Origin of the sequence: Nonomuraea sp. PA05, from assembly GCF_008086045.1 — a bacterium.
GTDB classification, from domain to species: Bacteria; Actinomycetota; Actinomycetes; order Streptosporangiales; family Streptosporangiaceae; genus Nonomuraea; species Nonomuraea monospora.
In genome coordinates this window covers 83,337-104,540 of sequence record NZ_VSEY01000007.1, presented here as the reverse complement: position 1 = coordinate 104,540, position 21,204 = coordinate 83,337, and the positions used below count along the sequence as shown (strand labels likewise).

Here is a 21,204-nt window from a genome sequence, read left to right as displayed (position 1 = left end):
CCTGGCCGATCGAGGCGGCGTCCTCTCCGCGTGGGGCTTGAGTGAGCGTCCTACCTGCGGGGAGGGAAATCCGTGCCTGGATGGCCGACCGTCGATCGTGCGCGCGATCAGGAGCTGGTCGAAGCTCTGCGGCGCGCGGAGAGCGCCGCTCCCGCCACGCTCTACGACTCCTACGCCGAACGACTGCACGACTACGCCTTCACCCTGTCCGGCCAGGGCGACGTGGCCGCCGACTCGGTGCACGACGCGCTGGTCACGGCGCAGGGCTGCGTGGCCAGGCTCAGGGAGCCCGGCCGGCTGCGCGCCTGGCTGTACGCGCTGACCAGGTTCCAGGTGCGGGCCAGGATGGCGCGCCGCTCCGGCACCCCGTCGGGCGGCATGCCGCTGCCCGGCCTGCCGGAGCACGACGACCAGGAGCTGGCCGACCTGGTCCACGAGGCGCTGGGCGAGCTGAGCAAGGGGCAGCGCGAGGTGCTGATGCTGTCGGTGCGCCACGGCCTGACCCCGGCGGAGGTCGGCGGGGTGCTCGGGCTGACCTCCCGGCAGTCGGCCGTCCGGCTGGGCAGGGCCCGCGACCATCTGGAGAACGCCGCCGCGGCCGTGGTGCTGGCCAGGACCGGCCGGGCGCACTGCCCCGACCTGTCGGCGATGCTGGACTCCTGGGAGGGGCCGCTCACCCCGCTGCTGCGGCGGCGGCTGTCGGGGCACATCGGCGGGTGCGAGGTGTGCACCGAGGGCAGGCACCGGCAGATCGCGGCGGCGAAGCTGCTGGACATGCTGCCGGTCGCGTACCCGGCCATCTCGCTGCGCCGACGGGTGATCGACACGTGCGTCAAGCCCGAACTGGACGAGACGCGCGTCCTGATCACCGACCGGGGCGACAGCTTCGACCGGTCGGGGTTCCCGGTGCCGGCCGACCGCCGCTCGCGCAGGCGCCGGCCCCGCCGGCTGGCGCCGCTGGTGCTGGCGGGCGCGTGCCTGCTGGCCGCGACGGGCGCGGTGGTGGTGATGAACGCGGGCGGCACGGCCGGTACGACCACGCTGCGGCCGATCCCCTCGCCCGAGACCTCCCTGGAGGAGAGCCCCACGCCTGCGCCGGTGTTCGAGGAGGACGAGCCCAGCCCGTCGCCGACGCCGAGCGCGACCCCGAGCCCCGCCCCGTCGCCCCGGATCACGCCGCCGGCCGCGGCGCCGCGCAGGAGCAGCAGGCAGGCCGCCGCGCCCACGGCCTCCCGGCGCAGGCCCGTGCCCGCCGCCCGGCTGCGCACCTCGTGCCCGCGGACGATCACCGGCGTGGCCACGATCGGGCTGAGCGCCCGCAACTCCGCCGTCTCCTGGGTGGCGACGGCCTCGCAGGGCCTGGACGTGCACCCGGCGAGCGGCTCGGTCAGGGCGGGCACGTCGGCCGCCGTCGTCGTGACGGTCGTCGATCCGAACGCCCCCGGCAGCGGCCGGGTGACCTTCACCTCCAACGGCGGCACCGCGACGTGCTCCCTGTCGTGGCAGGGCGACGACGTTCCCGCGCCGCCGAGCGACGACCCGCCGGCGACCGAGGAGCCGACCGAGTCTCCGAGCGCGGGCGTCGCTACCACGTCCGGGCAGGGTTCCGTGGAGGAGTCGACCGCCGACTCACAGTAACTCCATAGATTTAACACGACAAACGTATATAAATCGGACCCTGACTCGTGAAGCCTAGGCTACATAGGGCATTCTGGTGTGCTTGGGGATCGCACCAAAGCATGCCGATCACTTGACCGTGTGCCGAAGGTCACACGAGAAACCTCGGCATGCCTGTAAACCGGAGCGTGTCACCAAGCGTCGGCATTGACGTGTCATAGCGTGGATTGGTCCCATGAACTGCGATCAATCGTGCTTCAACCAGCAAGGCAGGAGAGAGACAGGAGATGCTCAAGCAGCACCGCAGAGCGCTGGCCTGGCTGGTCGCGCTCGCCTGCATCGCGGGAGCGGTCATCGCGCTGTTCGATATCGAGACACCGCTGCGCCCGTTCCTGATCTCCTTGTTCCTTCTGGTCGTGCCAGGGGCGGCAGTGGTGGGACTGTTGCGTGATCGTGACCCCCTCGCCGCCCTATCCGTAGGAGCCGCGGCGAGTCTCGTACTCAACGTGCTCCTCGCCGAGGCCATGCTGCTCTTCAACGCGTGGTCGCCCCGAGCGGGAGTCGCGACGGTCGCCGTGCTCGGAGGGTTCATGTACGTGCTTCGGGTGTTGTACCGGGGGAAGAGCATGCAGACCGAACAGGGGGCCAGGGCAAGGTGAACATCCAGGTAGTTCGGCCGGGAGAGCTCGGGGACTCCGAGCGCGCCCGATGGCGGGAGCTGCAGAAGGCCGACCGCAGTCTGGACAACCCGTTCCTGTCCGTCGAGTTCGCCGTGGCGATGGACCGCTTGCGCGACTACGTGAGGGTGGCGGTCATCTCCGACGGGAGCGGCATCAAGGGGTTCTTCCCCTACGAGCGGCACAGCTTCGGCATCGGCAAGCCGCTCGGCGGCTTCCTCACCACCTGCCACGGTCTGATCTCCGTCCCCGACCTGCAGCTCGACGCCAAGGCGCTGCTGCGGGCCTGCAAGCTGAGCGTCTTCGACTTCGACCACCTGGTGGCGGGGCAGCCGACGTTCGCGCCGTACGAGGCCGACGTCCGGCCCGCGCCGGTCATGGACTTCACCTCGGGCTTCGAGGCCTGGGTCGAGCAGGTCAAGGCCAACTCGCCGAAGAACCTGAAGACCGTCCGCTACAAGGAACGCAAGATGGGCCGTGAGCAGGGCGAGCTGCGCCTGGAGTGGTCCTCGCCCGACCCGGAGGTGCTGCGCACCCTGCTCGCCTGGAAGTCCGACCAGTACCAGAGGACTGGCCGGGTGGACAGGTTCGCGCAGCCGTGGATCGTCGAATTGACGGACATGATGCATGCCGAGAACTCATCGGACTTCGCGGGCGTCCTGACCATGCTCTATGCCGGAGACGTCCCGGTGGCGGGCCATTTCGGCCTCCGTACGGCGACCACGCTTGTAGGGTGGTTCCCCGCCTACGACACCGAGTACGCCCGCTACTCGCCGGGCATCGTCCACCACCTGCAGATGGCCGAGGCCGCCGCGAACGCGGGTCTGCACATGGTGGACATGGGCAAGGGCGGCAAGGAGTACAAGGACTGGCTCAAAAGCGGGGTCCTGTACGTCGCGGAAGGCCGGGTCTCGCGTCCGTCCGCCTCGGCGGCCGTTCACTGGATGGGCCGAACTCCTTTCAACAAAGCCCGAACAATTGTCATGGATCGACCGTCTCTCTATAGAGCGGCCGACCGTGTCCTGAAGGGCTTCGGTCGGGTGCGCACCTCGATGCAACGTCAGGAGCCATCCAACGCAGTAAGTCAGGAACCAACGGGAGCGCGCTGAGCGACCCCGGCAACACCCCCCGGCACCAGCACCAACACCCTCACACTCCACAGGACCCTTCGATGCACCGTTTGCCGGCTTCGCCGTTCCCGCAGCACCCGGGGGTGGTTCCGTCCGGTCCGCGACGCGGGGTCCCGGAAGGATTTCCCTCGCCATGAGTCCCGAGATAACCAAGCACAACGGCAAGGTTCACTCCTCGCCCCTCCGTTCGATGCCGCCGCCTTCGAGCTTCACGCCGGTCACCCCGCACCTGGCCATCTCCCCGACGGTCAGCGTGGTCGTGCCGGCGATGAACGAGGCGGAGAACCTGCCGCACGTCTTTGCCACGATCCCGCAGTGGGTTGATGAGATCGTGCTCGTCGACGGCAACTCCGTCGACGACACGGTGGCCGTGGCCAAGCGGCTGCGGCCGAACGTCAAAGTGGTGACCCAGACGGGCAAGGGCAAGGGTGACGCCCTGTCCGCCGGTTTCGCCGCTTGCACCAGCGACATCATCGTGATGATCGACGCCGACGGCTCGACCGACGGCCGCGAGATCATCAACTTTGTGGGCGCGCTGGTGACCGGTGCCGACTTCGTCAAGGGCTCGCGCTACGCCGCAGGGGGCGGCAGTGACGACCTGACGCTCAACCGGCGTCTTGGCAACAAGGTGCTGACCGGCATCGTGAACGTCATGTATCGCACCCAGTACACCGACCTCTGCTACGGCTACAACGCCTTCTGGGCCCGCCACCTTGACACGCTCGACCTCGACTGCGACGGCTTCGAGGTGGAGACGCTGATGAACGTGCGCGCGGCCAAGGCCGGGCTGAAGGTGCACGAGGTGCCCAGCCACGAGCGCAACCGCATCCACGGCGAAAGCAACCTGCACGTCGTACGAGATGGCTTCCGCGTGCTCAAGACCATCCTGAAGGAGTGGCGTCGCCAGCCCACTCCCCCTCAGCCTGAGCCCGCCGCCACTCCTGCCGCTGACCGAGGCGTCGCATAAAAAAGGGATCGTTGTGAACACGTCTGTTGTCATCTGCGTCTACACCGACGAACGGTGGGAGGACATCAGGCAGGCAGTCGAGTCGGTCGAGAACCAGACACGCCCGGCACACGAGCTGATCCTGGTGGTCGACCACAACCCCGACCTGCACCTCAAGCTGAAGCACGAGTACCCGCAGGCCATCGTGGTGGAGAACACGCACGAGCAGGGGTTGTCCGGCGGCAAGAACACCGGTGTGGCCACGGCCAACGGTGAGATCGTCGCCTTTCTCGACGACGACGCGGTCGCCGATCCCGGGTGGCTGGAGGCTTTGGAGGAGGGCTTCCAGGAAACCGGTGTCGTCGGCGTGGGCGGCCGTACCGACCCCATCTGGGCGTCGGGGCGGCGGCCCGGCTGGTTCCCGTACGAGTTCGACTGGACGGTCGGCTGCACCTACCGCGGCATGCCCGCGGTCAGGGCGCCGATCCGCAACGTCATGGGCGGCAACGCCGCCTTCCTGCGTGACGCCGTCTCCGAGGTGGGCGGCTTCCACAGCGGCATCGGCCGCAGCGTGCAGGGACGCAAGTCGCGCCCGCTCGGGTGTGAGGAGACCGAGTTCTGCATCAGGCTGAGCCAGCGCAAGCCGGGCTCGGTCATGCTGTTCGAGCCGCGCGCGGTGATCGGGCACAAGGTGTCCAAGCAGCGCGAGCGGTTCGCCTACTTCAGGTCCAGGTGCTACGCGGAAGGGCTGTCGAAGGCCCTGGTGACGCGTGAGGTCGGCACCCAGGACGGGCTGTCCAGCGAGCGCGCGCACGCGATCAAGACGCTGCCGCTCGGCGCGCTGCGCGGGGTCGGCGAGGCCGTGCGCGGCGACGTGGGCGGGCTCGGCAGGGCCGCCGCGATCGTCGTCGGGCTGGCCTGGACGACCTGGGGTTACGTCGTGGGTTCCGTACGGCTGAAGGTGGCACGGTCATGATCCGCGTACCGATCCTGATGTACCACTCGGTCACCGACTCGCCCAACGACGAGACCAAGCCGCACGCGGTGCGGCCGTCCGACCTGGCCGACCAGCTCGCCTACCTGGCGGAGAGCGGCTTCACGCCGCTCACGCTGGGCGACCTGGTGGCCAGGTTCAACAAGAACAACGGGCTGTCGCTGCCGGCCAAGCCGATCGTGGTGACGTTCGACGACGGCTACGCCGACTTCCACAGTCACGCGCTGCCGCTGCTGGAACGACACAACTTCCCCGCCACGGTCTTCCTGACCAGCGGCTGGGTCTCCGACGCGGGCAAGGACGCCGCGGGCCGTCCCCTCGACGACATGCTGTCGTGGGGGCAGGCCCGCGAGGCCGCCCAGACCGGCGTCGAGATCGGCGGCCACAGCCACAGCCACCCCCAGCTCGACCAGCTCCGCACCGAGGATTTGCGGCAGGAGCTGCGCAGGAACAAGGGGCTGCTGGAGGAGAAGATCGGCATGCCGGTCGCCACCATGGCCTACCCGTACGGGTACTCCAGCGCCCGAGTCCGCCGAGAAGTGCGCAAGGCCGGATACTTCGCCGCTTGCGCCGTGAGTAACACGATCGCCGCCGATCGTCATGACATGCTCGCCATCCCCCGGTTGACGGTCGGCAAGAGCACGACCATCAACATGTTCAAGCGCGCCGTCGAAGGCAATGCCGTACCTCTCATCTACATGCGCGAGCGCATCCTCACCAAGGGATACGCGGTGGTGCGCAGGACGAGGTACGGATTGCAGCGGGTGCGCGGAAATGTCTAGCCTCTGGGGGAAGATCCTTCGCGACCTCCGTAACCCGCTGTTCCTCCAGGGTTACGCGCTGATGGCGAACACCGTGATCACCGGCGTCCTCGGCATGGGCTACTGGCTGCTGGCGGCGCACTTCTACTCGCCCGAGGAGTTCGGCCGCGGGCAGGCCGTGATCACCGCCATGCGGCTGTTCGCGTCGCTGACCGCGCTCGGCTTCGTGGGCGCGCTGGCGCGTTTCCTGCCGGTGGCGGGCCGCCGCACGCCCGAGCTGATCCTGCGCGGGTACGGCCTGGCCGCCGCCACGGGCGGGGTCGCGGCCATCGGGTTCCTGCTGACGCTGCCCATGTGGGGCAAGACGTACTCGGTGCTGGGCGGCTTCGGGCCCGGCCTGTTCTTCCTGGCGTCCGTGGTGGTGTGGGCCGTGTTCACGCTGCAGGACGTGGTGCTGACCGGTTTGCGCCGGGCCACGTTCGTGCCGCTGAACAACCTGGTCTTCGGCGTGGTCAAGATGGGGCTCCTGGTCGCGATGGCGGGGGCGCTGCCGTCCGGCGGCATCTTCGTCTCCTGGGTGATCCCGACCGCGCTGGCCCTCATCCCGGTCAACTGGCTGATCTTCGGCGTCGTCGTGCCCAGGCACGTCAAGCAGGCCGACCCCAACCAGGACCCGCCCCGGCTGCGCGAGGTCGGCCGCTTCCTGGCGGGCGACTTCCCCGGGACGCTGTCGATCCTGGCGATCGTCTACCTGGTGCCCGTGGTGATCGCCACGCAGGTCGGCGAGGCCACGTTCGGCCGCTTCTCGATGGCGCACACCCTGGCCAGCATGATCGAGTTGCTCGCCATGAACATGGCGGTGTCGCTCACCGTCGAGGGCTCCTTCGACCGCACCGCCCTGGCGCTGAACTGCCGCCGGGCGCTGCGAAGAGCCTTCATGATCGTCACCCCGATCATCGCGGTGGCGATCCTCGGGGCGCCGCTGATCCTGCGCATCTTCGGCTCGGAGTTCGCCGAGGAGGGCACGACGCTGCTGCGGCTGATGGCGCTGGCGGTGCTGCCGCGGGTGCTGATCGAGGTGTACCTGAGCGCGCTGCGGGCGCAGAGCAAGGCGCGGACGCTGGCGATCGTCCAGATCGGGCTGGCGGTGCTCGTGCTGGTGTCCACGGTGGCACTGTTCCCTCACTTCGGGGTGAACGCCGTGGGGTACGGATTGCTCTTCAGCGAGGTACTTGTCGCACTTTTGATCTTCGGAAATCTACGTAAAATTCTCAAAATCGATGAAAGCGGTAGGTCGACTGTCACCCAGGGGTCGTCCGGGGCTTCATGATGGTCAACGTGAGGCAACGGGACGGCGATGGCATGCAAACGGGGATCACGGGCTCCTCGGACGTGCGTGGGGACAAGGAGGAGTCAGACGTGCCCTTCGATCCGGAAGCTACGGGAGTCATCCCCAAGCTGACGTTCCCGCCGCCGGGCGAGGACTCCTCCGCTGAGTCCTCCGGCGGCGAGGGGAAGGCCGTGCCGGACGCGGAGGCGACCACGGCCGTCCGGCTGCCCGGGCCCGTGCACATCGGGCATCCGCCCACCGCCGAGGAGGCCGCCGATCCTTCGACGGCCGGCACGGTTTCCATGCCTGTGCAGCCTGCGGGTAAGGAGGCCGAGGGTAGGGAGGCTGTGGGTGAGGAGGAGTCCGAGGAGGGCGACACCTCGCCCAACCTGCGGCTTCCCTCCAGCGCTCAGCCCGCTCCGGCCGCCAAGCCCGCTTCCGAGGCCAAGCCCGCTCCGGGTGCCAAGCCCACCGCAGAGGCCAAGCCCGCCGCAGGCGCCAAGCCCGGCCCGAGTACTCAGCCCGCCAGTGGGCCGCAGCCCGCCACGCCGGGGAAGCCGCAGCCTGCCGGCGGGCCTCAGCCCGCCACACCCGGCAAGCCGCAACCTGCCGGCGGGCCTCAGCCCGCCGCGCCTGGCAAGCCGCAGCCCGGTGCCGCCGGCGCGAAGCCGACGGCGGGCGGCCAGCCCGCGCGCGGCCCGCAGCCTACGAGCGGGCCTCAGCCTGCCGCGCCCGGCAAGCCGCAGCCTGCCAGTGGGCCGCAGCCTGCTGGAGGGGCCGGTGCGGGAACGCAGCCTATGAGCGCGCACCCCACCCCCAAGCCCGCGACCGCCCCCGGCTCCAGGCCCGCGACCGGTGCTGGGCCGCGCCCGGCCACCGGTTCGAAGGGCCTGGCCGACCTGGTGCAGCCCGCCCCCGGCGTCGCCCCCCAGGGCCCGTCGGGACCGCAGCCCGTACCGACGCCACCACCGCAGCAGGCCGCGTTCCAGCAGGCCCCGCCACAGCAGGCCCCGCCCAGGCCGCAACAGCAACAGCAGCCCCCCGCCAAGCCCCGTAAGGCAGGCGGGATCGGGGCTCTCGTGGCGAGCGCCCCCAAGTGGCTGCCCGCGCTGCTGGTCATCGAGGGCCTGATCATGTACGTCCTCGCCCTCAAGGTCCCCCCGGGCCCGCTGCGCGGCGTGAACCCGGCCGACATCGACGGCCTGGGCCTGATCTCGGCGCTGCCGACCACGGCGTTCATCGCGATCCTCATCATGATCGTGTCGTTCTTCATCACGGTCACCCAGAGCAGCGACCGCAAGTTCCTGCTGCTGTTCCAGATCGCCGCGATCACGTTCGCGCTGCACGGCGCAGGCGCGCTGGTGGCGGAGGAGCCGCGCTTCCCGACGGCGTACATTCATGCCGGTTTCGTGGAGTTCATCGGCAGGACCGGCGAGACGGCGATCAACATCGACGCCCGTATGGGGTGGCCGGGCTTCTTCGCGTTGTTCGCGTTCGTGACGAAGGCCGCGGGCATCACGGACCTGACGCCGATCCTGCAGTGGACGCCGCTGCTGTCGAACCTGCTCTACCTGCTCCCGTTCGTGCTGATCCTGCGCCAGGTGGTGGCGACCACGAAGGCGCGCTGGTTCGCGGCGCTGCTGTTCGTGCTGGTGCAGTGGATCGGGCAGGACTACTTCTCGCCACAGGGCTTCACGTTCGCGCTGTATCTGGCGTTCGTGGCGATCCTGCTGAGATGGTTCGGACGGGTGGAGCCGCGCACGAAGCCGATCCCGCCCAAGGGGCTGCGCAAGCTGATCGGCAAGCTGGACGCGATGACGCCGGGCGAGCTGGCCAACACGGGCACGTTCAGGGCCGACAAGCTGCTCATGCTGATGATGCTGGTGGCGCTGTTCGTGGCGTCGGTGGCCTCGCACCAGATCACGCCGTTCATGATGCTCGGCGTGGTGACGGCGTTCCTGATCTTCAAGCGGACGACGCTCACCTGGGCGCTGCCGTTCTTCCTGGGCCTGATCGTGCTGGCCTGGATCAGTTACATGACGGTCGGCTTCTGGGCCAGCCAGATCGACACGATCTTCGGCGGCCTGGGCAACATCCTGCAGAACCTGCAGAGCAACACCGGCGACCGCATCGAGGGCGCCGATCCCGCGCACGCGATGGTGTTGCAGGCCCGCCTGGGCATCCTCGCGGTGATCCTGGCCTGCGCGGCGGTGGGCATCTTCCGGCGGATCCGGCGCGGGGTGTTCGACCGCTCGGCGCTGATCCTGCTGTGCGTGCCGGTGCTGGCGCTGGGCCTGCAGAGCTACGGCGGCGAGATCGGGCTGCGGATCTACATGTTCGCGCTGCCGGGCGCCTGTCTGCTGGCCGCGTACGCGTTCTTCCCGAACATGCCGGCCGACAGCGCGGACGTGCGCGAGGAGACCGTGCCGCTGCGCAAGCGGAACGTGCGCTTCAACCCGGAGCTGACCAAGAAGATCTCGATCGTGCTGGCGGCGTGCTTCGCGGTCATGTTCGCGTTCGCGTTCCTGCTGGCCAGGTACGGCAACGAGAAGTTCGAGCGGGTCACCACCGGCGAGGTCGCGGCCCTGCACTACATCTACGACCACGACGAGCCCAGCGCTCGGGTGCTCTACCTGGTGCCCAAGGTCGGGCCGGAGGTCACGCCGACGCTGCCGTGGGGCGAGCGGGACGTGGAGAAGGTCAGCTTCAACCTCCAGGCGCTGGTGCACAAGGATCCGTCGAAGGTCACCGACGCCGTGCAGGCGCTGAAGGAGGCGTCGCGGAACTCGTACCTGATGGTGAGCCGCGGCCAGGTCAGCTACCTGCAGCTCAACGAGGGTTATCCGAAGGACTGGGGCGAGCGGTTCCGCGCGGCGCTGGACAAGTCGGCTGATCTGAAGCGGGTCTTCTCCAACGACGACGCGGCGCTCTACACCTGGAAGACGTTCGTCCGCGGCACCGAGATCCCCGAGCCGAACCCCTACAAGGGGCGCGGCGACCCCACCTCGCCGTGGACGCCGGTGGGCATCGGCGCGCTGGCTGTGACGTGGGTCGCACTCTTCGGGTACGAGATCATCCGGTTGAACGGCCCGAACCGGGCGCCGAGGGCTCGCAAACGCCTGCTGTTCCTGGCGGTTCCGGCGTTCGCGGTCGCCCTAGCAGTGATCATCGAGCGGTTCATCTATATCGCACAAAATAACTGAATTCACAGGAAACACTCAGCTTGTGCGGGATGATGTCCTCCGATGAGGACACAGGAGACACATCCCGCAAAGCCGGACGTACGCCTCGCCGCAGCGAGGATCGCCTCCGTCGACGCCTTACGGGGTTTCTCGCTGCTCGGCATCCTCGTCGTGAACATCGCCTTCCTGGCCTCCGGATACCGGATGGCCGGGATGGCGGAGCCGGCGTTCGACTCGTCCCTCGACTGGGGCGTGCGCTGGTTCGTGACGCTGTTCCTGGAGAACAAGTTCTATCTCCTGTTCTCGTTCCTGTTCGGGTACAGCTTCACGCTCCAGGTCGACTCGGCCAGGCGGCGGGGGCGGCCGTTCGTGCCGATGTTCCTGCGCCGGCTGGGCGGGCTGTTCCTGCTCGGGCTGGCGCACGCGGTGCTGCTGTTCCCCGGCGACATCCTGACGACGTACGCGGCCGTGGGGCTGGCCCTGCTGATCTTCCGCCGGGTCAGGCCGAAGACGGCGGTGGCCCTGGCCATCGCGCTCACGCTGCTGCTGGCGCTCGCGTTCGTGCTGCTGGCGCTGCTGGCCACGGCGGGCCTGGACATGTCGGGCCGCGTCGCCGACGGCTCTGCGCAGGCCGCCGCCTCCAACAGCGCCCTCGGCGGGGTGTTCTGGCAGATCGTCTCCGAGCACCTCAGGAAGCTGTCACTGATCATCGTGGCGCGGGTCTTCTTCCAGGGCCCCGCGGTGCTGGCCGCGTGCCTGATCGGGCTGGCCGTCGGCAAGCTGGGCGTGTTGCGCGACGTGTCCGCGTACACCGGGACGCTGCGCAGGCTGCAGTGGGCCGGGTTCACCGTCGGGCTGGGCGGCGCGCTCTTCTACACGATGGCGGCCTGGAACGGGTCCGTGCACAAGTTCTGGGGCGAGGCGGTCGACCTGGTGACGGCGCCGCTGCTGGCGGCGGCGTACGCGGCCACGTTCCTGCGGGTGCTGCCGCACGTGCCGCGGCTGGCGCGGGCGCTGGCGGCGCCCGGCAGGATGGCGCTGTCCAACTACCTGGCGCAGTCGCTGATCTGCTCGCTCATCTTCACCGGGTACGGCCTGGCGCTCGTCGATCGGGTCAGCCCGCCGCTGGAGGTGGTGATCGCGGTCGGCATCTTCGCGCTCCAGGTGATCTACAGCCGCTGGTACCTCAAGGGGCACCGGTACGGGCCGGTGGAGTGGCTGCTGCGCTTCCTGACGTACTGGCGCAAGCCGTCCGCGCCGCGATAAATCACCTGAGGCGGGCGGCGTGGCCGGGAACAATGAGGGAGTATGCGTAACTGGCCCGTACACGACCTGAGACTGACCACGCCCCGCCTCACGCTGCGGCTGCCCACCCTGGACGACCTCGACGAGCTGGCCGACCGCGCCGTGGAAGGCGTGCACGACCCCGGCAGGATGCCGTTCGGCGTGCCGTGGACCGACGCGCCCCCCGCCGAGCTGCCCGCCGCGGTCGTGCTCTACCACCTCGGGGTGCTGTCCCGGTGGCGGCCGGAGTCGTGGACCTGCAACTTCGTCGTCGTGCACGAGGGCCGGGTGATCGGCACCCAGGACGTGAAGGGCGTGGACTTCGCGATCACCCGTGAGGTGCACACCGGCTCGTGGCTGGGCCGCGCCTACCAGGGCAAGGGGGTCGGCACCGAGATGCGCGCCGCCGTCCTGCACCTGGCCTTCGCCGGGCTCGGTGCCCGATCGGCCGTCTCCAGCGCCTTCCTCGACAACCCTGCCTCGCTCGGCGTCTCGCGCAAGCTCGGCTACCGGGACGACGGGCTGCAGGTCCAGGCGTTGCGGGGGCGGCGGGCCACCCAGCAGCGGCTCCGGCTCGACCGCGAGGACTTCACCTGCCCGGTGCCGGTGGAGACGCACGGGCTGGAGGCCTGCCTGCCGCACTTCGGCCTGGAGACCGCGTAGTACCTCAGGGGTACGTCACAGATCCACTCCCAGGCGGGACGCGGACGACGGGGCGTGATCCATAGGTTCGCCGCATGTTCACCCGTTTGCGCCGATCCGCCGTTGTCCGCCTGCCCTGGATGCGCAGGACGTTGTTCGCCGCCGCGCTGGCCGCGTCCGTGGCGGTGCCTCTGTCGGGCTCTGAGGTCCCGGCTCCGGCTCCTGTCCGGGCGTCCTGGGGTTCGGCTGAGGGGCGGTACGCCGCCGTCCGTGAGGGCATCCTCGCGGCCGGGCGGACGGCCGCCGAGCACGAGCAGGCGCACCGGGCGGAGGCGCTCCGGGGGATGGCGTCCCCCGGGCGGCGGTTCCTCTTCTTCGACGGGCGTGACGGGGGGCGGGCTGCCGAGGTCTTCGGCGATCTGGCGGGGGCAGAGCGGGTCGCGGTGGTGGTGCCCGGCTCGGACACCGGTCTCGACACGTACGGGCGGCTGTACGCGGACGCGCTCGCCCTCCACCGGCAGCTGGGTGAGCAGGTCGCGGTCGTCGCCTGGCTGGGGTACCGGACGCCGGGCACGCTGGACGCCGCCCTTCTCACCACCGGGCGCGCCGACGAGGCCGTCCCCCACCTCCAGGCGTTCGTCCGCGAACTGGGCGCCGCCCGGGTGTCCCTCCTGTGCCACTCCTACGGCGCCGTCGTCTGCGGCCGGGCGGCGGCCGGGCTGGGCGCGGTGGCCGGCATCGTCCTGTACGGCGCCCCTGGCACCGGGACGGACGTGCCGCTCCGCACGTCCGCCCCCGTCTGGGCCGCCCGCGGCCGGGCCGACTGGATCGCCCAGGTGCCGCACGTGCGACTGCGGCTGCCCTTCCTCACCCTGGGGCTCGGCCTGGACCCCGTCTCGCCGTCGTCCGGAGCCCGGGTCTTCGCGGCCGGCGACGGCGGGCACAGCGACTACCTGCGGCCAGGCTCGCTCTTCCTGCGCAACGTGGCCGGCATCGTGTCGGGGGCGGCCCCGGATGCGTGACCTGCTCGAACGGGTCGAGACGGCGACCCCTGCGGACCGTGATCGCGGGGTGGACGGGCTGCGGGCGGCGGCCATCCTCGGGGTGGTGGCCGGGCACTGGCTGGTGACGGCGCTGGTGGTCGACAGCGGGGCGGTGCGGGTCGCCAGCCCGCTGCGGGAGATGCCGCAGCTCGCGCCCGTGTCCTGGCTGTTCCAGACGCTCGCGGTGTTCTTCCTGGTGGGCGGGATGGTGGCGGCCCGGAGCCAGGCGGGCTCCCGTCTCCCCTACCGGGTGTGGCTCGGGCGGCGGATGGCGCGGCTGTTCCGGCCCGTCGCCGCCGTGGTGCTGGTGTGGGTGGTGATCGCGGTCGCGACGCTCGCCGCCGGGGTGCGGCTGGGGACCGTGCTGTCGCTGGCCAAGCTGGTGTGGTCGCCGCTGTGGTTCCTGCTGGTGTTCGCCGTGCTGACGGCCGCCACCCCGCTGGCCGCCAGGCTGCACCCGGCGTGGCCGCTCGCCGCCGTCGCCCTGGTGGATCTCGTCCGGTACGGGCTGGACGGGCCCGCCTGGCTCGGCTGGGTGAACGTGGTGGCGGGCTGGCTGGTGCCCTACAGCCTCGGCGCGTCGTGGGCACGCAAGGATGAGCTGCCGGGGCGGTGGGCCGGGTGGGCGTTGCTGGCCGGTGGTGGTGCCGCCACCGCGGGGCTGGTCGTGTGGGCGGGTTACCCGGCGGCCATGGTGGGCGTGCCGGGCGCGGAGACGTCCAATCTGGACCCGCCTGCCCTCGCCGCCGTCACGTTCGGCCTGGCGCAGTGCGGAGCGGCCCTGCTCCTGCTCCCGCCCCTGCGCCGCGCCCTGCGGCGCCCGCCGGCCTGGGCCGCCGTGGCCCTGGTGAACCTGTCCGCGATCACGATCTTCCTCTGGCACCAGACCGCCATGATCGCCGTGACCGCCCTGGGTACGCTCGCCGGCCACGCCCTGCCCGGCCTGCACACCGCCCCCGGCTCACCCGGCTGGGTGCTGGCCAGGCTCGCCTGGTCGCCCGCGTTCTGCGTGGCGCTGGTGGCCTGCTGGGCGGCCTTCCGCGGGTACGAGCAGCGACCCGGACGCCGGGCCGAGCGATGTTAAGCTCCGCCCAGAGCACGCCGGGGCGGGGGCCCGCGCCTTGTCCGGGAGGAGCTGGGCACGTTGCCTTCACAGGTGGTCACCTACGAGCTCGACGATGCCACGGAGGTGAGGTTCGAGATCGAGCCGACGCCCGGCTACCAGCCGGCCGGCGGCGCCGACGAGATCGTCGGCAGGGTCAGGAAGGCCATCGGCCCCGCGCTGAACGCCGCCGCGCTGGTCCTCGACCAGGCACGCAGGGCGACGCCTGACGAGATCCAGGTCAAGTTCGGCATCAAGGTCACCGGGACCATGGACTGGCTGGTCGCCAAGGCGGCCACCGAGGGGAACTTCGAGGTCACGCTCACCTGGCGGCCCCCGGACGGCCGGCAGCCATGACGGCCGGGCCCGCCAACGACTCCTGGGTCGCCTCGGTACACCGTACGGCGGGCGACAAGGAGCCGCTGGGCGCGGCCGTGATCATCGACACCCGCAGGGCGCTGACGGCCGCCCACGTGGTGCTGCACAGGGGCGCGGTGGCCGAGGAGCTGTGGGTGGCCTTCCCGAAGGCGCATCCGCCCGTGTACCAGCGGTGCCGCGTCGAGTCCTTGGTGCTCGCCGAACACGTCGAGGACGTGGACCTGGCCCTGCTGGTGCTGGCCGGCGACGTGCCTGCCGGGGTGTGGCCGGCGCGCCTGCTCTGCCCGTCCGCGACCCGGCTGGTGAACCGCCGCTGGTGGGCGTTCGGCTTCCCGGACAGGCAGCAGTGGGGCGACTCCGCGGGCGGCAAGGTGGACGAGACGCTCGGCTACGGCTCGATCCGGCTGGCCACCGAGTCGGCCTCGCCCCTGGCGTCCGGCTTCAGCGGGGGCGGGTTGTGGTCGCCCGACTACGAGGCCGTGGTCGCCGTGGTGAGCGACTCCCGTGCCGTCAGCGGCGGCGGGCGGGCGATCACCCTGTTCGAGGCGGACCGATGCTTTCCCGGGCAGCGGCTGCGCCGCCTGGCCGACTCCTGGTCCACGGAGCAGGCCGGCCAGCTCGCGCTCGCGTCCTGGGGCTGGACGCTCCGCACCGACCCCGAGGGCAGGCGGCACTGGCGGCCCAGGGCGCGCGGCGTCAGCGTCGACACCGAGCGCGGCCACCGGTTCAGGGGCCGCGCGGCGGCGCTCAAGGCGATCACCGCCTGGCTCGACCGCGACGAGCCCGACCAGCGGGTGCTGGTGGTCACCGGGTCGCCGGGCGTGGGCAAGTCGGCGGTGCTGGGCCGCGTCGTCACCTCCGCCGACCCCGGCATCCGCGCCGCCCTGCCCGCGGACGACGAGGCGTGGAAGGCCACGCCGGGGTCTGTGGCCTGCGCCGTGCACGCCAAGGGCAAGACCGCGCTGGACGTGGCCACCGAGATAGCCCGCGCCGCCTCCGCCGCGCTGCCCGACACGCTCGCCGACTTCGAGCCCGACCTGCGCGCCGCACTCACCGAACGGCCAGGAACGCCCCGGGCCCGGTTCAACGTGGTCATCGACGCCCTGGACGAGGCCACGTCCCCGGCCGAGGCCCGCGGCATCGTCGCCAGGGTCGTGCTGCCACTGGTGAACGGGTGTGCGGGGCTGGGCGCGCAGGTGGTGCTGGCGACGCGGCGCGGGGACGACGAGGGCGAGCTCATCCCGCTCTTCGGCAGCGCCGCGCACGTCGTGAACCTGGACTCGCCCGAGTTCTACGCCGAGCGGGACGTGGTCGAGTACGCCAAGGCGACGCTGCAACTGCTGGGGGATCCGCGTCCGGGCAACCCGTACGCCGACGGGGCGGTGGCCGGGCCGGTCGCCGCCGCCATCGCGCGGCGGTCGGCGCACAGCTTCCTGATCGCGGGGCTCATCGCGCGTACGCACGCGCTGCACGACGCGGAGCCGGTGGATCCGGCCGCACTCACCTTCCCGCCCGAGGTCAAGCACGCGCTGGACGCCTACACCTCGCGGCTGCCGGGCATCGGCGGGCTGCCCGCGGCGGCTGCGCTGACCGCGCTGGCCTTCGCCGAGGCTCCCGGGTTCGACGTGGAGTTGTGGGCGCTGGCGATCAGGACGCTGGCCGGGGCCGAGGTCACGGCCGGGGAACTGCTCGCCTTCGCGCACTCGTCCGCGGCGAACTTCCTGGTGGAGTCGGATGATCGGCACGAGGTCTTCAGGCTGTTCCACCAGGCGCTCGACGACACGCTGCTGGGTGAGCGGAGTGATCTGCGGACCGACCATCGGGCTCTGACCAGGGCGTTCATGGGGTTCGTCGAGCCGGTGCCGCCTTATCTGGCGCGGTCGCTGGCGGGGCACGCGGCTCGGGGCGGGGTGCTGAAGGAGTTGCTCTGCCGGACGCCGTTCGTCCTGCACGCGGACCTGGCCCGGGTGATCGTGGCGGCCTCCGTGGATTCTTCACCGGCTGTTCGTGCCTGCCTGCGGCTGATCCGGCTGACGCCGATGGCCGCCGCGGCTGGGCCCGCCGAGCGTGCGGCCATGTTCGACCTGACCGCCGTGGTCGCGGATCTGCCGAGGATGAGGGCGCTGGCGAGCCGGGACGCGCCCTACCGGGCGGAATGGGCGGAAGTCAGGCCGAGGTTCGACGAAGCCGTTCTTCTCGGTCACGGGGGGAGGGTGACCGCCGTCACCTCCTTCGTCATGGCCGGGCGCACGCTGCTGGCCAGCAGCGGGGTCGACGGCACCATCCGGCTGTGGGACCCGGCAACCGGTCTGCCCGTGCACGCGCCGATCAGGACGCCCGTCGGCTCCATGCTCGCCATGTCCGCCGTGACCTTGAAGGGGCGTGTTCTGCTCGCCGCGATCGACTTCAGGCACGACTTCCGGCTGTGGGACCCCGCGACGGGCCAGCCCGTCGATTGCGCGCTCACCCGCGTGCAGGAGGGCGGTGAGTACCTGTGCACGCTGCCCCAGGGCGACGATGACCTGGTCGCCGTGGCCGGTCACTCCGGCGACCTCACGGTGTGGGATCTCGTGACCGGCCAGCCAGTCGGTTCTTCCAGCCACCTTCGCGAGGACATCCGCGGCCTGTCTTACCTGGCTCGCCATGACTGGCTCGTCACTGCCACCTACGACAGCCGGATCGACATCTGGGATGCGGGCACGAAACGGCTTCTCCACACCCTCGACGGTGTGCACCAGGCCAATGCCATCTGCGCCTTCAGCCTGGATGATCCTGTCCTGCTCGCCGTCGGCGACCTGTCCGGCAGACTCCATCTCCGGGATGGGCATCTTTCCGGCCACACCGACCTCATCACCGACATCTGCGTCTTCACCCTGGAGGACCGCACCCTGCTCGCCACGGCCAGTGCCGACGGCAGCATCAGACTGTGGGATCCCCTCCAGCGGGAGCTTCCCCTCCACGACCCCGTGCACGGCTCATGCGCCCTTCTGCTGCACGAGCGTGTCCTTCTCGCGGATATCGGCGACCCGGGAAAGGTGCGACTGCGGGATCCAGCCGGTGGCCGTACTGCCAGATTCGCCGCAGGCCATCCGCTGTCCCTGCAAACCTTCGCCCATGCCCTGCTGATCATCACGGAGCCTCTCGGCTTCCGCGTCTGGGATCCGGCGACCGGCGAACCGGCCACTGCCTTGATTCCCCTGACCCCACAGGCTGTCGAGCCGATAGACGCACGCTCGCTCGCCGTCGTCGCGGACGAGATCGGGCAAGTGGTCGACCGGGAGACCGGCAAGCGGCGCCTTCTTCGCCCTTCCCGCTTCGCCCGCCCGCTGGGCGACGTGGCGGCGTTGTGCGTCTGCACCGTGAACGGGAAACCGCTGATCGCCACCGCCCACCATCATGGCGAGGTGCGGTTGTGGGATGCGACCACCGGCCGTCCGGCCGGTCGTCCGCTCCTCGGCCACGGCGCCGGGGCGCGCGACGTGTGCGCCTTCGTTCTGAAGAGGCAGGTCCTTCTGGCCAGCGCGAGCTGGGATCGAACCGTTCGCATGTGGGACCCCGCGACCAGCCGGGCCTTCGGCTCGGTGCTCACCGGGCACTCCGATGTGGTGTCCGCGGTCTGCGCCCTGACGCTCGGCGGCCGGGTCCTCCTGGCCAGCGGAAGCGCTGACGCCACCGTGCGCGTCTGGGACCCGGCCGCCGGCACCTGCCTGCTCACCGTCCCCGTCCACGACGCCGTCCGGAAGTGCGCCTGGCTGGGAGGCCTGCTGATCGTCTACGGGAAGGGCGGCGGCATCCTGGCCATCCGCCCTTCCGAGCTGCTTCACGCGCCCCCGCGCCCCGACCACTTGATCTCGTAGGGCTTCAACGTGACCGGCCGCCCGTCCACGGTCGCGCTGACGTCCTGATCGGAGGTGTTCACCATCACGACCTGGCTGGCCTGCCCCATCGCCTTGACCTTCGGATCGGAGGTCTCCACCTCCCGCACCTCGACCCCGTTCGGGAACCACTTGGTGAACCCGCTGAGCAGCCCCGCCATGGGCAGCTCTCCACCCATCTTGGGCGACCAGAGGCACCCGGGGCACTCACCCTCCCCCTTCTGCTGCGGGTTCCAGTAGAGGGCGGTCGTGACCCCGCTCTTGGCGAACTCCATGAGCGCGGCGGCCTGGACGGCGGTGCGCTTCTCCTCGCTCCACTGAGCGTTCTCGGGCTCGACGTACCATTCGGCCCACCACACCGGCAGGTCGTCGCTCTCCTCGCGCAGCCACGTGGTGATGGCGCTGAACTTGCCCTGGGCCGCGAAGTCGTTGGGCACGTTGCCCTTGTCGTTGGTCATGGAGGCGCCGTCCACGACGATGAAGTCGGCGCCCTTCTTGTGCTGGATCCAGTACTTGACGGCGTCCAGCGCCCGCTGGTCGACGGTGCCCCAGGGGCCGGTCAGCTCGGAGGGCGGGCCTTCGGTGCGCGTGCTGCTGCTGATCGACACGTACGGGCCGCCGACCTGGATGTCCTTGTTGACCTTCTTCAGCGCCGTGTAGACCTTGTTGTACATCTCGGTGTACGCCTCGGCGTCCCACCGGTTGGTGGCCGGGTCCCAGAAGCCCTTGAACTCGTTCCACACCATGTAGTGCTTGACCGTCGGGTACTGCTTGGCCACCCGCGCCGCCAGCTTGGCGAAGTCGTCGAAGTGTTCCCGCTCCGGGGCGACGGTGTGGTTCTTGCTCCAGTCCGTACGCCCGGCCTGCCCGCCCTTCATCCAGTCGGGCGCGCAGCAGAGCGTGATCACCGGCACGGCCCTGGAGGAGGCCATGAAGGTCAGCCGCCGGTCCAGGTCGACGAAGTTGAACTGCCCGGGGCTGGGCTCGGGGTTGCCGACGCCCCAGCCCATGATGTGCTGGTTCTGCAGCATGGGGACCCGGCCGAGCACGCCTCTGGCCTGGTCGACGACGTCCTGCGGCTCGTTGTCCGCGCTGTACTGGGTGTGGGTGATGCCCCAGCGCGGCCAGTTGTCGAGCGCGGGGGGCTCGGAGAGCTGCGGCGCGGGCTCGGTGGGCGCCTTGGTGGCCACCTCGCTGCCCTTGAACACGCTGCGTTCCTTCGTCCGCATCGCGGCGTACACCATGATGCCCGCCACCAGGACGATCGCGAGAACGCCGGCTCCTAGAGCGATCGGCCATGGCGATCGTCGGCGCGCGTGCTTGCCGTCGGTCGGAATCACTGAAGGCTCCTCATCCTCGCGAGACGTCGGGGGGAACCACGAACCTACAAGGTCCGGGAACGTACAAGGGCTGGACAGCAGTCCAGCCCTGTTTACGCTAATCGTCCCGCTTGCAAGCCGCTTGCGGTCAATCTTGGCGCGGCGGCCGCTGCCCTCCCACCGGTCCTGGAACCCCGGCATAACGGTAGGGCACGGGCTGCCTGCCCGGTTGCACGATGAGGAGCGTGCCGGGGGTCTCGGAGTAGAACGCGGACTCGACGGCGGCGGCCACGTCCTCGGCGGTGAGGAGCGGGAAGCCCGCGTTGACGAACATGTCCCGCGCCTCGGCCACGAGGGGCGTGTCGGTGAAGCCGGGGCAGACGGCGCCGATGCGTACGTTCTGCGCGGCGAGCGGCTCGGCCAGCGCCCTGACGAGGCCGACGACGGCGTGCTTGGTCATCGTGTAGACGGGGTCGCCGGCGAAGGCGGTGAGCCCGGCCAGCGACGAGGTGACGACGATCGCGCCGCCGCCGGAGCGCAGGAGCAGCGGCATGCTGGCGCGCACGCCGAAGACGACGCCGTCCATGTTGACGCCGACGACCTGGCGGTAGCGGGCGAGGTCGAAGTCGGCCAGGTCGACCCGGCCGGTGATGCCGGCGTTGAGGTGGACCAGGTCGAGCCGCCCGTACCGCTGCTCGGCCAGTGCGACGGCCTCCAGCGAGGCCTCCTCGGTGCTGACGTCGGCGGCCAGCCACGCGCCGTCGAGCTCCTTGGCCAGCCGCTCGACCCCCTCGCCGTCCATGTCGAGGAGGACGCACTTGACGCCGCCCGTCGACAGCCGCCGGGCCACGGCGGCGCCGATGCCGCTCGCGGCTCCGGTGATCAGTGCAACAGTGCTCATGACGCTCCTTGCGGGGGATGGAA

General features: G+C 70.5%; 16 protein-coding genes. 14 read left to right on the top strand and 2 right to left on the bottom strand.

What is annotated here, in order from left to right:
• Positions 1 to 72 precede the first annotated feature (72 nt).
• The 14 genes from FXF51_RS13090 to FXF51_RS13025 all read left to right on the top strand — a co-directional run bounded on the left by FXF51_RS13090 (position 73) and on the right by FXF51_RS13025 (position 18,943).
• Positions 73 to 1,638: an RNA polymerase sigma factor gene (locus FXF51_RS13090; protein ID WP_148434583.1), complete on the top strand. Its 1,566-nt coding sequence runs from the start codon at positions 73 to 75 to the stop codon at positions 1,636 to 1,638.
• Between the two features lie 266 nt (positions 1,639 to 1,904).
• Positions 1,905 to 2,276, top strand: a complete 372-nt coding sequence (locus FXF51_RS13085) for a hypothetical protein (RefSeq protein ID WP_080045753.1) — start codon at positions 1,905 to 1,907, stop codon at positions 2,274 to 2,276.
• Complete coding sequence (locus FXF51_RS13080) at positions 2,273 to 3,403, top strand: GNAT family N-acetyltransferase (protein WP_148434582.1); 1,131 nt, start codon at positions 2,273 to 2,275, stop codon at positions 3,401 to 3,403. Before FXF51_RS13085 ends, FXF51_RS13080 begins: the two co-directional genes overlap by 4 nt.
• 154 nt (positions 3,404 to 3,557) lie before the next feature.
• Complete coding sequence (locus FXF51_RS13075; RefSeq protein ID WP_148434581.1) at positions 3,558 to 4,391, top strand: glycosyltransferase family 2 protein; 834 nt, start codon at positions 3,558 to 3,560, stop codon at positions 4,389 to 4,391.
• A gap of 13 nt (positions 4,392 to 4,404) precedes the next feature.
• Positions 4,405 to 5,346 carry a glycosyltransferase family 2 protein gene (locus tag FXF51_RS13070; RefSeq protein ID WP_148434580.1) on the top strand — a complete coding sequence of 314 codons (942 nt, stop codon included), beginning with the start codon at positions 4,405 to 4,407 and terminating at the stop codon, positions 5,344 to 5,346.
• A complete protein-coding gene (locus tag FXF51_RS13065) occupies positions 5,343 to 6,146 on the top strand; it encodes a polysaccharide deacetylase family protein (RefSeq protein ID WP_148434579.1) in 804 nt (267 codons plus the stop codon). The genes FXF51_RS13070 and FXF51_RS13065 overlap by 4 nt, the downstream gene beginning before the upstream one ends.
• Complete coding sequence (locus FXF51_RS13060) at positions 6,139 to 7,455, top strand: lipopolysaccharide biosynthesis protein (RefSeq protein WP_187414345.1); 1,317 nt, start codon at positions 6,139 to 6,141, stop codon at positions 7,453 to 7,455. The genes FXF51_RS13065 and FXF51_RS13060 overlap by 8 nt, the downstream gene beginning before the upstream one ends.
• Positions 7,456 to 7,544: 89 nt before the next feature.
• Complete coding sequence (locus FXF51_RS13055; RefSeq protein WP_148434577.1) at positions 7,545 to 10,658, top strand: hypothetical protein; 3,114 nt, start codon at positions 7,545 to 7,547, stop codon at positions 10,656 to 10,658.
• 42 nt (positions 10,659 to 10,700) lie between these two features.
• Entirely contained in the window at positions 10,701 to 11,903 is a 1,203-nt protein-coding gene (locus FXF51_RS13050) for a DUF418 domain-containing protein (protein ID WP_148434576.1), read from the top strand.
• 42 nt (positions 11,904 to 11,945) lie between these two features.
• Positions 11,946 to 12,584 (top strand): GNAT family N-acetyltransferase, encoded by a 639-nt coding sequence (locus FXF51_RS13045; RefSeq protein WP_148434575.1) that lies wholly within the window; start codon positions 11,946 to 11,948, stop codon positions 12,582 to 12,584.
• 74 nt (positions 12,585 to 12,658) lie between these two features.
• Positions 12,659 to 13,585, top strand: coding sequence for an alpha/beta hydrolase (locus tag FXF51_RS13040; RefSeq protein ID WP_222871264.1), 927 nt, complete (start codon positions 12,659 to 12,661; stop codon positions 13,583 to 13,585).
• Positions 13,578 to 14,690: an acyltransferase family protein gene (locus tag FXF51_RS13035; RefSeq protein WP_148434574.1), complete on the top strand. Its 1,113-nt coding sequence runs from the start codon at positions 13,578 to 13,580 to the stop codon at positions 14,688 to 14,690. The genes FXF51_RS13040 and FXF51_RS13035 overlap by 8 nt, the downstream gene beginning before the upstream one ends.
• Before the next feature lie 60 nt (positions 14,691 to 14,750).
• A complete protein-coding gene (locus FXF51_RS13030) occupies positions 14,751 to 15,065 on the top strand; it encodes a CU044_2847 family protein (RefSeq protein ID WP_187414344.1) in 315 nt (104 codons plus the stop codon).
• Positions 15,062 to 18,943, top strand: a complete 3,882-nt coding sequence (locus tag FXF51_RS13025) for an AAA family ATPase (protein ID WP_148434573.1) — start codon at positions 15,062 to 15,064, stop codon at positions 18,941 to 18,943. The genes FXF51_RS13030 and FXF51_RS13025 overlap by 4 nt, the downstream gene beginning before the upstream one ends.
• Here the strand turns inward: FXF51_RS13025 and FXF51_RS13020 are convergent.
• Both FXF51_RS13020 and FXF51_RS13015 read right to left on the bottom strand, forming a co-directional pair.
• Positions 18,907 to 20,301, bottom strand: a complete 1,395-nt coding sequence (locus FXF51_RS13020) for a GH39 family glycosyl hydrolase (RefSeq protein WP_262379486.1) — start codon at positions 20,299 to 20,301, stop codon at positions 18,907 to 18,909. The genes FXF51_RS13025 and FXF51_RS13020 overlap by 37 nt on opposite strands.
• A 127-nt stretch (positions 20,302 to 20,428) precedes the next feature.
• Entirely contained in the window at positions 20,429 to 21,181 is a 753-nt protein-coding gene (locus FXF51_RS13015) for an SDR family oxidoreductase (RefSeq protein ID WP_148434571.1), read from the bottom strand.
• Positions 21,182 to 21,204: the final 23 nt, after the last annotated feature.

Bases quoted from the DNA above. Each gene is read 5' to 3' on its own strand.
- FXF51_RS13060 (WP_187414345.1), top strand. From the start codon at position 6,139: ATGTCTAGCCTCTGGGGGAAGATCCTTCGCGACCTCCGTAACCCGCTG.
- FXF51_RS13050 (WP_148434576.1), top strand. From the start codon at position 10,701: ATGAGGACACAGGAGACACATCCCGCAAAGCCGGACGTACGCCTCGCC.
- FXF51_RS13040 (WP_222871264.1), top strand. From the start codon at position 12,659: ATGTTCACCCGTTTGCGCCGATCCGCCGTTGTCCGCCTGCCCTGGATG.
- FXF51_RS13075 (WP_148434581.1), top strand. From the start codon at position 3,558: ATGAGTCCCGAGATAACCAAGCACAACGGCAAGGTTCACTCCTCGCCC.
- FXF51_RS13025 (WP_148434573.1), top strand. From the start codon at position 15,062: ATGACGGCCGGGCCCGCCAACGACTCCTGGGTCGCCTCGGTACACCGT.
- FXF51_RS13045 (WP_148434575.1), top strand. From the start codon at position 11,946: ATGCGTAACTGGCCCGTACACGACCTGAGACTGACCACGCCCCGCCTC.
- FXF51_RS13035 (WP_148434574.1), top strand. From the start codon at position 13,578: ATGCGTGACCTGCTCGAACGGGTCGAGACGGCGACCCCTGCGGACCGT.
- FXF51_RS13015 (WP_148434571.1), bottom strand. From the start codon at position 21,181: ATGAGCACTGTTGCACTGATCACCGGAGCCGCGAGCGGCATCGGCGCC.
- FXF51_RS13085 (WP_080045753.1), top strand. From the start codon at position 1,905: ATGCTCAAGCAGCACCGCAGAGCGCTGGCCTGGCTGGTCGCGCTCGCC.
- FXF51_RS13065 (WP_148434579.1), top strand. From the start codon at position 5,343: ATGATCCGCGTACCGATCCTGATGTACCACTCGGTCACCGACTCGCCC.